Raw genomic sequence first — 13,176 nt, forward strand, 5'->3', positions numbered from 1 at the left:
GATTCTCTTCGAACGTAACTAAATGATGCCGCAACGATAGCACAGCGTTTAAACGCCAGCGAGACTGTGCACGATCGTACTTCGAACCGTTTGCGCAGCCTCGTGACGCCTGGCTCAGCCTATCGTTTCGACTTCTTCCTTGAGCGCCAGCATCAACCCGCTCAAGCGTTTGACCTTGCGCCTCACGGCCTCCTCAAATACCCCTGCACGCGGCTCGATCAAGGTGAACCAGTCCTTGGCCCGGGTAATCCCGGTGTAGATCAACTCTTTGGTCAGCACCGGGTTCAGGGCATCGGGCAGAATCAACGCGGTGTGTGTGAATTCCGAGCCCTGGGATTTATGCACGGTCATGGCGTACACGGTTTCAACGTCGTTGAGTCGACTGGGCAGGACGAAACGCACGCCGCCCTGTCCGTCGTTGCGCGGGAACGCCACGCGAAGCACCTGCTTGCCAGCGTCAGGTCCATCACGCTCGGGAAGTTTCAGCGCAATACCGATGTCGCCGTTCATCAGGCCCAGGCCGTAGTCGTTGCGGGTCATCAGTACGGGCCGTCCTTCGTACCACTGCTGGTCGCTGTCGATCAGGCGGGCCTTGAGCAACGCGTCGGTCACTCGCCGGTTCAAGCCCTCGACGCCCCACGGCCCCTTGCGCACCGCGCACAACAACTGAAAAGCGTCGAAGGCTTTCAGGACATCCCGCGCCCACTCCATCCAGCACGCATCATCGAGCGGACGGTCGAGGGCCGGCCGCTGGGTGCGCAACAGGCTCAGGTAATGCCGGTAACCTTGGGGTCCTTCGCCATGGCCATCGAGCAACAGGCGCTCCAGCGCCCGGTCCTGTTCGTTCTTGAGGGACAGGGAAAACACATCGTCATGGCTTCGTGCAGCCAGCAATCTGCGGGCTTCATCCGGTTGTTGTTGATTGACCCAACGGGCGAGTTGACCGATTCCACTGCCCTCGCCGAAGCGCCGCGAGTGACGCAGCATCACCACTTGCTGGGCCAGTGGGTGAGTGCCCTGGGTGTCTTCCTGCAAGCCACTGGCCGCCAGGCTTTCGCCACTGACCGCTTCCAGCCACTGGCGTGTTTGCGGGCTGTACCAACCGGCCTCGGCATCACGACACAAATCGCCCAGCACGGCACCGGCCTCGACCGATGCCAGTTGATCCTTGTCGCCCAGCAACACCAGGCGAGCATGGGCTGGCAGCGCGTCGAGCAGGCTGGCCATCATTTCCAGGTCGATCATCGAGGCTTCGTCCACCACCAACACGTCCAATGGCAAGCGATTGCCCGCGTGGTGGCGGAAATGCCGCGTACCGGGACGGCTGCCGAGCAGACGGTGAACGGTGGTGACATCCGAAGGGATTTTCTGGCGTATGGCGTCGGTGACTTTGAGCGTTCTGACTTGCTGACTGATGGATTCGGTCAGGCGCGCCGCCGCTTTGCCGGTCGGGGCGGCGAGACGAATGCGCAGCGGTTTGCCTGCCTCTACCGCTGGCGCCTGAAGCAATGCCAGCAAGCGCACGACAGTGGTCGTCTTGCCGGTTCCCGGCCCGCCGGTGACGATGCTGAAGGCACCTCGGGTAGCGAGGGCGCAAGCCAGTTTCTGCCAGTCGATCACGTCCCCCGGCTTGGCCGGCCCGAACAATCCGCTGAGGCGCTCGGGCAAGTCGCCCGGGGTGGCTTCGTGTTCGGCCAGGCGTTGACGCAGCGCGTTGTCGATACGGCGCTCGTAAGCCCAGTAACGGCGCAGGTACAGACGCTTGCCCGACAACACCAGTGGACGGCTGTGCACCGCCTCACGCCCGTCGGCCGCCAACGCGACCAGACTGCTGGAGGCCAGCACCTTGCACCAATGGGCACCGTCCAGCGCTTCCAGCAACTGCGATGGCAACAACATCGCGCCACTGTGCAGATCACCCTCCGGTGGTAGCGACAAGGCGAAATCCGGCTCCTTCAGGGTCTCGAACAGATCCAGGCAAACATGCCCATGGCCCAACTGATGACTGGTCAATGCCGCGGCCAGCAACACCAAGGGATCATCGTGCGGAGCCAGTTCATGAAGGAAGGCCACGAAGGCTTTGTCCAGTGCACGCAACCAGCCACGCTCGACCCAGCGGGTGAGCAGCAACAGCAAGTCCTCAGCACGGCTCAACGGGGCAAGATCGGCGAGGCTCTCGGCAGCCAATGAAGTGGGCAGCAAGTCAGCGAAGGTGCGGCTCATAGCAATACTCCCTGTTCCCAGGCGGGTTCGGCCTTGGGTTCTGGCTGACCTTGAAACAGCCGGTCCATTCGTTCGATCAGCTCTTTTGGAGGGCGGGCGAAGTACACGCCCTGGCTGGATGCCCGCGTGCCGCGCAAGAACAGGTACAACGCGCCACCGACATGCCGGTCGTAGTCGTAATCGGCCAGTCGGGCCTTGAGTTGCCGATGCAGCGCCAGGAGGTACAGCACGTATTGCAGGTCGTAGCGGTTGTCGAGGATCGACTGCTCCATGGCCTGTTCGGTGTACGCCGCGTCGTCGACACCGAGCCAGTTGGATTTGTAGTCAGCGACGTAGTAGCGGCCGTCGTGCTCGAAGGTCAGGTCGATAAAGCCCTTGAACATGCCATTGAGCAACACGGGTTCGGCGGCTACCCGCGCCACGCCGTTGTGCGTGTATTGGCACACCAGCGCGTCGAGCTTGAGCACGTCGACTTTGTGACTGGCGAACCAGAATTCCATTTCGACCTGGTACTGGGTCAGTTGCTCGAAAACCACCGGGGGGTGCCCTGCACCGACCGGCAACGGTGATTTGAGCAAGTGCTGCAGCCAATCGCTCAACGTGGTGATCCAGCCTTCCCAGCCACGGCGATTGCAGCGACGGGCGATCGCATCTTCCACGGCCTGAGGGCTGGCGGCAAAACCTTCGCCGCCCGCCCATTCGAGCAATCCATGCAGAAAGGTGCCCGGGTTCGGACCGCGAGGGAATCGATGGATATCGGCGCCCCCGGCGACCATCTCATGGAGCGCTTGTGGATCGAGACGTTCGTCGTCAAAGAGTTTCTGCGCCTGCGGACTTTCCGGCGCTTCAACGCTGCCGACATTCAGGATGTCGCTGATTCGCAACGCGCTGTAGGAAGCGATCCACCAGTTTTCGCTGGCCTTGCGCTTCGGCATCAACGGGGCCAGCAACGCTGCTTCGTTCTGCGGTGGGTGGTAATGCTCGGCGGTGGCTTCGGGCATTTCGCCGTAAGCCAGCGCGGCACAATCCTGTTGCAGGTCTTCCAGCCAGCGCTTCAGCCCCGCCGACTCAGCCAATGCAGCGCCGCCGCCCAACAGATAACCCAGCGCCGAAAGGTGCAGCACCGAGCTGTTGTTATTGCCGCGCTTGAGGTCCGTCACGCCCAGCCAGCAGGCATGCTGCGCCCGGGTCAGGGCGACATACAGCAAGCGCAAATCTTCGGCCAGACGTTCATCATCGGCCAGGGCAATCAACTCGGCGGTCGGGTTCAAGGTCACTTGGGCCTTGCCCGTGGCGTCGTGGTAATGCAACGGCAGTCGGCTGCCATCCACCGGTTTCGCCGAACAAATGAACGGCAGGAACACCAAGGGATATTCCAGCCCCTTGGATTTGTGGATGGTCACGACCTTGACCAGTTGCTCATCGCTTTCCAGACGCAGGATCTGCTCTTCGCCGGCCTGGCCGGACAATGCCAGATGCTCGGACAGATGCCGGATCAGGGCCTGCTCGCCATCCAGCTCGGCCGCCGCCTGCTGCAGCAACTCGGAGAGGTGCAACAGGTTGGTCAACACTCGCTCGCCATCGCTGCGTACCATCAACGCCTGGGGCAGCTGGAAGTCATGCAGCAAGCGTCGCAACATGGGCAACACGCCCTGCTTGCGCCAGATCTCGCGATAATTGCGGAACTGCATGACCCGCGATTCCCAGGCCAGTTCGTCCTGATTCAGCCGCTCCAGTTCCGCCAGCGACAGATTCAGCGTGATGCAGGCCAATGCGGCCCGCAGAGGGCGTTCGACATCCGGCTCGGCGCAGGCCTTGAGCCAGGCCAGCACATCGTGAGCTTCCTGAGCGGCGAACACCGAGTCCTTGTCCGACAAATAAACGCTGCGTACGCCACGGGCCGAGAGTTCGGCACGCACAGCCTGCGCTTCCTTGCCATCGCGGACCAGGATCGCAATGTCCGCGGGCAACAGCCCTCTGAAGTCCTTGCCATCCTGATTGAAACCCGCACGCCCCTGTTGCCCGCCATTGAGCAGTCCGGTGATCTCGCTGGCACAGGCGGCCGCCAGTTGTTGCCGGTAAACCGCACCAGACAACGGTTGCTCGGCGGACAAGTGCCAGATGTTCAGGGCCGGCAAGACCTGACCATCGACACACAGGACTTCTTTGCGTCCCTGGGAGTCGACCGGCAGGAACGGCACCGGGTTGTCGCCGTTCGTTTCGCGGAACAGGAACGCACCACGCCCGGACTCACGGGATTCCGCACGTTCGAAGACATGGTTCACGGCACCGACCATGCCATGACTGGAACGGAAATTGGTGCCCAGGGTGTGCAGTCGGCCAGCGGTGGCCTGGCGCGCTCGAAGGTAGGTGTAGATGTCGGCACCGCGGAAGGCGTAAATCGCCTGCTTCGGGTCGCCGATCAGAAACAGGCCGTTTTCGGGGTTGTTGTCTTCGATGCGGTAGATGCTCTCGAAGATCCGGTACTGCACCGGGTCGGTGTCCTGGAACTCATCGATCAGCGCTACCGGAAACTGCTCGCGGATCAAGGCGGCCAGGCGCTCGCCGCCATCGGATTGCAACGCCGCATCAAGACGCAGCAACATGTCGTCGAAGCCCATTTCCGCACGGCGACGCTTCTCTTCTTCGAAGCGTGCGCCGACCCAATGGGCGGCGTGTTGCAGCACGGCGGCATCAGGCGTCGGCAATTGATCGAGCGCGGTTTTCAGGCCGGGCATTGCGTCCAGGCCAGGATGACTGGGCACGTCGCCCTTCTTCCAGGCTTCGGCCATACCCTCGGGCGTGAGACGCGTGAAACCGGTGCCGATGTCCAGCTGCTCAAGGGATTCATCCTCGGCCCAGGCTTTGAGTTTCTCGAACCAGGGCTCGAAGTAACGCGCCTGCATCTTGCGACCGTCGACATTTTTGCTGGCAACACCCTCGTGGCAGATGGCGAGCAACTCGTCCGCCCACTGACGCCAGGGTTTCTTGAGTTCGAGCAAGGCCGCCCGTCGTTCCTGTAGACATTCGGTGATCAGTTCGACAGGTTCTTTACCTTCAACACTGTCCCGCTCACTGGCGAACAGTCCGCGAACGCGCGGCAACAGTGCGGCCGGGCCACCCCAATTGTTACGCACCCAGTTCAGGGCATCGCCTTGCATCGGGTAGCAGAACAGTCGCCAGTAATCGCGCAAGACCTCGCCGAGCAAATCGCTGTGGTCGGTTTCCAGGGTCTGGGTAAACAGGCTGCCACTGTCGAAGGCGTGTTCGCGCAACATGCGCTGACACCAACTGTGGATGGTCGAGACGGCGGCTTCGTCCATCCACTGGGCGGCGATGTCCAGGCGGTTTGCGCAACCGGGCCACTGTTCGGGCGGGTACTCGTTACGCAGTTCTGCAATCAGCCCATCGGGTGCCGATGTTTCATCCCGGAAATACCGGGCGGCTTCTGCCAGCCGTGTGCGAATGCGTTCACGCAGCTCTTTGGTGGCGGCGTCGGTGAAGGTCACGACGAGGATTTGCGGAGGCAACAGCTCACGCCCGAAACCACTCGGTTCGCCGCCATGGCCAAGGACCAGGCGCAAATACAATGCAGAAATAGTGAAGGTCTTGCCGGTCCCGGCACTGGCTTCGATCAGTTGACTGCCGCGCAGCGGGAATGCCAGGGCCAGAGGTGTCTTGCCGGTCATGGGCGCGCCTCCTCGCTGGACAACGAGCGCCAAGGCGCCTCGAGTAGTGGCCGATACAACGCGTTGCACCAATCGACGAACGTTTCATCGGCGGTCAGTGCATCGTAATCAGCGAATTGACGGGCCAGTGCCACGCTTTCCCTTCGCTCCCCGTCAGTGTTCACGCCATCACCTTCATATGCTTTGCGAGCGGCCGCTTCGGCTTTGACCGGCTCGGCTTGACCCAACCAGGCGAACGCAGTCTTGACGGCAATCGGTAGCGGCTGACGCATGCCCGATTGCCAGGCCAGCAACAGGTCTCCCAGAATCCGTGATGCTGATTCTTGCTCCATCGGCTCAAGGATCAGGCTGTCGTCACTGGCCACCAATGCGGTCGTCATCGCCATGCCGCTGGCACAAGCGACCAGATGATTGACCCAGGCTCGCGTCAGGCGATGCCATTTGCGCGATTTGATCGAGCCGATGCTGTTGGGGATGGTTGTGACCGAGAGCAAACCACCGTCGGCGCGCTGGTGCAGCCCGCTGAGCCAGCCCTCGACAGGCAAACCATGCAGCTCCAGATTGACCGGCAGGGCACTGGTCAGCGGCGTCGGCCATAACGCCAGGAGCTGATGGTAGCGTTGCAGCAGATCGGGTAACGGCTCTATCAACTCTCGCTGAAGGCATTCGCCAAATCCTGCCATCGGCAGCAGCCCACTGTTTTGCAAGCGCCGGGCCTGCGACTCCAATGCCTGATCGACTTCGCCGGGTTGCGTCAGTGCGGCGTCGAGCAAACTGTCGCTGAGGCTATAGCGTTGCAGTGCATCGAGCACAAAGGGCTCTTCATCCGCCAAGGGCACTTCGGCAGCTTCGAAAAACACCTTCAAGCGCTGGCTGAAGAAATGCCGCACAGGGTTGCGCAGGAAATCCTGCAATTGGCCGAGACCCAGCGGTTCTTCTTGAGCGTGGGCATCCAGCACTTCGACGTCCGTGGCGTGCTCGGTCACGTGATGAAGCGCCTGCCATTCAGTGGCGTAGCTGAACAGTGCGTCGCCTTCATGGAAATAACGAGCACTGAAGGGCTGCAAGGGGTGCTCCTGGGTGATGGCCTCGAGCAGGTCCTCGTTGGCGTCGCTCAATCGCCAGCCGCTGGCCAGGTGGTCGCGGAGCTGGCCGATCAGCACCGACGCCGGACGCTCGCTGTTATCGCGGATACTACGGCCGACCCAACTGATGTAGAGCTGGTCGCGGGCCGACAACAGCGCCTCCAACAGCAAGTAACGGTCATCTTCGCGTCGCGATCGATCACCGGGGCGGTAGTCACTGCCCATGAGGTCGAAATCCAATGGAGGCTGTGCGCGCGGGTAGTCACCGTCATTCATCCCCAGCAGACAGACCAGTTTGAAGGGTATGGCTCGCATGGGCATCAATGTGCAGAAGTTAACGGCTCCGGCCAGAAAACGCTGAGACAAGCGTCCCTGATCGAGACCGGCCAGCCAGGCCTCACGGACGACGGTCAGGGGCAGTACATCCTGCAAGCCTACCGATTCACAATTCTCGAGCCAGGTTTCGCGCAACGCTTCCAGTTGGGTCAGCAAATAGTCGTCATGCTCGTTACTGGCCTGGAAGAACAATGACATCAACGCCTGTAATCGCACGCTCCATTGCCGGGGCGATGCCGGTTGCGTGAGTTCGTGGTGGGCGATCTCCAGCGTATCCAGCAACGCCACCAACGGACCGATGAGTGCCGCATCCAGCCCGCCGATCTCGTCGTAGGGTTCGATACCTTCGCACGCACTGCCACTGCCCACGGCATAACCCAGCAACATCCGGCGCAGGCCAAAACGCCAACTGTTTTGCTCCAGCGCCTGCGGCAGTCCCAATCCCGCCCGCTGCTCGGCATTCATGCCCCAACGAATACCCGCGCCTTCAATCCAGCGGTGAAGGGTGGGCAGGTCACGCTCCTCGACGCCGAAGCGAGCGCGCAATGCCGGGACATCCAACAGGTCGAGAATTTCGCTGACAGGGAAACGGCTGTCCGGCAGCTTGAGTAGATGTTCGACGGCGATCAGCAACGGGTCGCGGCCACGCTGGCCTTGATCAGCGAGCGTGAAGGGAATGAACCGCGGATCCTGGCGATCAAGCTGGCCGAACACTGCTCGTATATGCGGGGCATAACTGTCGATATCCGGGACCATCACAATCACGTCTCGGGGACGCAATTGCGGATCGGCGCTGAAGCGGGCGAGCAGTTGATCGTGAAGGATTTCGACTTCGCGCTGGGCACTGTGAGCGATATGAAAGCGGATCGACGGGTCTGTCTCCAGATCCACTGCCGGCCAACGTTCGCGGGTTTCGTTCAGGGGGCGCAACTCAAGGATGTCGTCCTGCAACTGATTGAGCATGTTCAGGGGCTGGCTGTCACTGAACAGGTCGATGCGGCCGTCGCGGAATGCCGAGCGATAGCTGTTGGGATCGTCGTAGCTATCGAGCAGGTTGATATAGTCCCGCCCCTGCTTGCCCCATGCGGCCAGCAACGGATGGGCATGCTGATGAAGGGTTTGCGGGTCGAGCACAACCGGCATACCGCTCTTGCGAGCCTGGCGTTTGTATTGATGCCGCAACAAGTCCTTATCGGCGACGATGTCCGCCCAATGGTGGCGACAGGGGTTATGCACGCACAGCAGCACCTGGCTGAAACGAGCCAGTCCGGCCAAGGCTTCCAGGGCTTGTGCGGGTAGCGACGAAATGCCGAAAACGATGACCCGGGAAGGCAGCCCGACAGGCGCAACATCGAGACTGTTGATCCGCTCGATGAACCGCTGGTGTACACCCGCGCGGCTTTGCGCCATGCCCTCTTCGCCGACATCCAGCAACAGAGCGCGCCACAATTCCGCTTGCCAGCAATTGGCCGGGGTCAGCGGTTTGGCTTCACCTCTGCCGTTGCGTAATTGATGCCGGCCTTCAGCCCAGTCTTCGAGCCAGTCGGCACGGTACACCTGGTACTGGTCGAACAAATCCGCCAGCCGCTCTGCCAGTTGATAGCGTTTGCGCAGATCGGTGTCATGGGTCAGGAAGCGCTGCAGAGGCTCGAAATGCGCTTGATTGATCAGTTGCGGAAGCAGACGCATCAGACGCCAGGTCAAGGGAGCCTTATCGAGCAGGGAAGTGACCGGGATTTCGTCACGGCCAAGGACCATGCGATACAGCTGCCACATGAAGCTGCCCGGTAACTGTACGTCGATGGCAGCGGCGATACCGCAGCCGCCCATGTCATCTTCTTCAGAGTCTTCAGCCAGTGCCAACTTGAGCCACTGGGCAATGCCATTGCTCTGCACCAGAGCAATCTCATTTTCCAAGGGAGCCAGCGGGTAGCGCCGCATCCAGCTCACCACCAGGCTGCGTAACTCGTCGAGGCGGTTGCCGTGAACCACCATAAAACCAGCACTGAGGGACGTTGCATCCGGCATAAAGGCTTCCTTGGAAAGCTCAAAATCGAGGGACGACTTTAGCATTGAAGGCGACTTGCTTCATTGTGGGAGCGAGCTCGCTCGCGAAGAACTTCAGGGCTGCGGGGGGCGTCAGACAGTAACGTCATCGCTGCCGCTGCCATTTCCGGCGCGGTACTTTCCTGCGGACAAAAACAAAACCCCTACCTGCATACGCAGATAGGGGTTTTGGAATTTAATCTTGACGATGACCTACTCTCACATGGGGAAACCCCACACTACCATCGGCGATGCATCGTTTCACTGCTGAGTTCGGGATGGGATCAGGTGGTTCCAATGCTCTATGGTCGTCAAGAAATTCGGGTACCGAACCGTCTTTCGACGCTTCAGCAAATTGGGTATGCGATAGTTTGTGTGTTGTGCGAACTTTCGGTTCATTGCGTCTTCACACACCGCAATCTGGCTTTGCTCTTTATTTAGGAGCATGCAAATTGCTTGGGTGTTATATGGTCAAGCCTCACGGGCAATTAGTATTGGTTAGCTCAACGCCTCACAGCGCTTACACACCCAACCTATCAACGTCGTAGTCTTCGACGGCCCTTCAGGGAACTCAAGGTTCCAGTGAGATCTCATCTTGAGGCTAGTTTCCCGCTTAGATGCTTTCAGCGGTTATCTATTCCGAACATAGCTACCCGGCAATGCCACTGGCGTGACAACCGGAACACCAGAGGTTCGTCCACTCCGGTCCTCTCGTACTAGGAGCAGCCCCTCTCAAATCTCAAACGTCCACGGCAGATAGGGACCGAACTGTCTCACGACGTTCTAAACCCAGCTCGCGTACCACTTTAAATGGCGAACAGCCATACCCTTGGGACCGGCTTCAGCCCCAGGATGTGATGAGCCGACATCGAGGTGCCAAACACCGCCGTCGATATGAACTCTTGGGCGGTATCAGCCTGTTATCCCCGGAGTACCTTTTATCCGTTGAGCGATGGCCCTTCCATACAGAACCACCGGATCACTAAGACCTACTTTCGTACCTGCTCGACGTGTCTGTCTCGCAGTCAAGCGCGCTTTTGCCTTTATACTCTACGACCGATTTCCGACCGGTCTGAGCGCACCTTCGTACTCCTCCGTTACTCTTTAGGAGGAGACCGCCCCAGTCAAACTACCCACCATACACTGTCCTCGATCCGGATAACGGACCTGAGTTAGAACCTCAAAGTTGCCAGGGTGGTATTTCAAGGATGGCTCCACGCGAACTGGCGTCCACGCTTCAAAGCCTCCCACCTATCCTACACAAGCAAATTCAAAGTCCAGTGCAAAGCTATAGTAAAGGTTCACGGGGTCTTTCCGTCTAGCCGCGGATACACTGCATCTTCACAGCGATTTCAATTTCACTGAGTCTCGGGTGGAGACAGCGCCGCCATCGTTACGCCATTCGTGCAGGTCGGAACTTACCCGACAAGGAATTTCGCTACCTTAGGACCGTTATAGTTACGGCCGCCGTTTACCGGGGCTTCGATCAAGAGCTTCGCGTTAGCTAACCCCATCAATTAACCTTCCGGCACCGGGCAGGCGTCACACCCTATACGTCCACTTTCGTGTTTGCAGAGTGCTGTGTTTTTAATAAACAGTCGCAGCGGCCTGGTATCTTCGACCGGCGTGGGCTTACGTAGCAAGTACTTCACCCTCACCGGCGCACCTTCTCCCGAAGTTACGGTGCCATTTTGCCTAGTTCCTTCACCCGAGTTCTCTCAAGCGCCTTGGTATTCTCTACCCAACCACCTGTGTCGGTTTGGGGTACGGTTCCTGGTTACCTGAAGCTTAGAAGCTTTTCTTGGAAGCATGGCATCAACCACTTCGTGTTCTAAAAGAACACTCGTCATCAGCTCTCGGCCTTGGAATCCCGGATTTACCTAAGATTCCAGCCTACCACCTTAAACTTGGACAACCAACGCCAAGCTGGCCTAGCCTTCTCCGTCCCTCCATCGCAATAACCAGAAGTACAGGAATATTAACCTGTTTTCCATCGACTACGCTTTTCAGCCTCGCCTTAGGGACCGACTAACCCTGCGTCGATTAACGTTGCGCAGGAAACCTTGGTCTTTCGGCGTGGGTGTTTTTCACACCCATTGTCGTTACTCATGTCAGCATTCGCACTTCTGATACCTCCAGCAAGCTTCTCAACTCACCTTCACAGGCTTACAGAACGCTCCTCTACCGCATCACCTAAGTGATACCCGTAGCTTCGGTGTATGGTTTGAGCCCCGTTACATCTTCCGCGCAGGCCGACTCGACTAGTGAGCTATTACGCTTTCTTTAAAGGGTGGCTGCTTCTAAGCCAACCTCCTAGCTGTCTAAGCCTTCCCACATCGTTTCCCACTTAACCATAACTTTGGGACCTTAGCTGACGGTCTGGGTTGTTTCCCTTTTCACGACGGACGTTAGCACCCGCCGTGTGTCTCCCATGCTCGGCACTTGTAGGTATTCGGAGTTTGCATCGGTTTGGTAAGTCGGGATGACCCCCTAGCCGAAACAGTGCTCTACCCCCTACAGTGATACATGAGGCGCTACCTAAATAGCTTTCGAGGAGAACCAGCTATCTCCGAGCTTGATTAGCCTTTCACTCCGATCCACAGGTCATCCGCTAACTTTTCAACGGTAGTCGGTTCGGTCCTCCAGTCAGTGTTACCTAACCTTCAACCTGCCCATGGATAGATCGCCCGGTTTCGGGTCTATTCCCAGCGACTAGACGCCCTATTAAGACTCGCTTTCGCTACGCCTCCCCTATTCGGTTAAGCTCGCCACTGAAAATAAGTCGCTGACCCATTATACAAAAGGTACGCAGTCACAGAACAAAGTCTGCTCCCACTGCTTGTACGCATACGGTTTCAGGATCTATTTCACTCCCCTCTCCGGGGTTCTTTTCGCCTTTCCCTCACGGTACTAGTTCACTATCGGTCAGTCAGTAGTATTTAGCCTTGGAGGATGGTCCCCCCATATTCAGACAAAGTTTCTCGTGCTCCGTCCTACTCGATTTCATGACCAAGAGATTTTCGCGTACAGGGCTATCACCCACTATGGCCGCACTTTCCAGAGCGTTCCGCTAATCTCAAAGCCACTTAAGGGCTAGTCCCCGTTCGCTCGCCACTACTAAGGGAATCTCGGTTGATTTCTTTTCCTCAGGGTACTTAGATGTTTCAGTTCCCCTGGTTCGCCTCTTAAGCCTATGTATTCAGCTTAAGATAACCATCTTATGATGGCTGGGTTCCCCCATTCAGACATCTCCGGATCAAAGTCTGTTTGCCGACTCCCCGAAGCTTTTCGCAGGCTACCACGTCTTTCATCGCCTCTGACTGCCAAGGCATCCACCGTATGCGCTTCTTCACTTGACCATATAACCCCAAGCAATCTGGTTATACTGTGAAGACGACATTCGCCGAAAATTCGCNACTCACAAATTTTACCTTAGCCTGATCCGTTACCAGTGAAAGTAACGTTCAGTCTATCTTTCTATCACATACCCAAATTTTTAAAGAACGATCTAATCAAAAGACTAGAAATCAATATTCACATCGGAATATTCATTTCTAAACTCTCAAACGTTTCGAAGCAGTTAATGGTGGAGCCAAACGGGATCGAACCGTTGACCTCCTGCGTGCAAGGCAGGCGCTCTCCCAGCTGAGCTATGGCCCCATACAAAATTGGTGGGTCTGGGCAGATTCGAACTGCCGACCTCACCCTTATCAGGGGTGCGCTCTAACCAACTGAGCTACAGACCCAATTTCGNGCTGCTTCTATCGTCTTCTTCAATGAATCAAGCAATTCGTGTG

General features: G+C 58.4%; 3 protein-coding genes, 2 tRNA genes and 2 rRNA genes. All 7 read right to left on the bottom strand.

Annotated elements, in window-relative coordinates:
- Nucleotides 1-114 precede the first annotated feature (114 nt).
- Complete coding sequence (gene recD, locus JQF37_RS05405; protein ID WP_130211226.1) at nucleotides 115-2,223, bottom strand: exodeoxyribonuclease V subunit alpha; 2,109 nt, start codon at nucleotides 2,221-2,223, stop codon at nucleotides 115-117.
- Nucleotides 2,220-5,912, bottom strand: a complete 3,693-nt coding sequence (gene recB / locus JQF37_RS05410; protein ID WP_130211225.1) for an exodeoxyribonuclease V subunit beta — start codon at nucleotides 5,910-5,912, stop codon at nucleotides 2,220-2,222. The genes recD and recB overlap by 4 nt, the downstream gene beginning before the upstream one ends.
- The gene (gene recC / locus JQF37_RS05415; protein ID WP_130211224.1) at nucleotides 5,909-9,361 is read right to left on the bottom strand and encodes an exodeoxyribonuclease V subunit gamma; all 3,453 of its coding nucleotides are present in this window, start codon (nucleotides 9,359-9,361) and stop codon (nucleotides 5,909-5,911) included. Before recC ends, recB begins: the two co-directional genes overlap by 4 nt.
- 218 nt (nucleotides 9,362-9,579) lie before the next feature.
- Nucleotides 9,580-9,695, bottom strand: a 5S ribosomal RNA gene (rrf, locus tag JQF37_RS05420).
- Between the two features lie 151 nt (nucleotides 9,696-9,846).
- Nucleotides 9,847-12,738: ribosomal RNA gene (locus tag JQF37_RS05425) — 23S ribosomal RNA — on the bottom strand.
- Between the two features lie 225 nt (nucleotides 12,739-12,963).
- A tRNA-Ala gene (locus tag JQF37_RS05430) sits at nucleotides 12,964-13,039 on the bottom strand.
- A 9-nt stretch (nucleotides 13,040-13,048) separates the two neighbouring features.
- Nucleotides 13,049-13,125: transfer RNA gene (locus JQF37_RS05435), tRNA-Ile, on the bottom strand.
- Nucleotides 13,126-13,176: the final 51 nt, after the last annotated feature.

The organism is Pseudomonas sp. MIL9, assembly GCF_016887925.1.
In the GTDB taxonomy this organism is placed as follows: domain Bacteria; phylum Pseudomonadota; class Gammaproteobacteria; order Pseudomonadales; family Pseudomonadaceae; genus Aquipseudomonas; species Aquipseudomonas mohnii.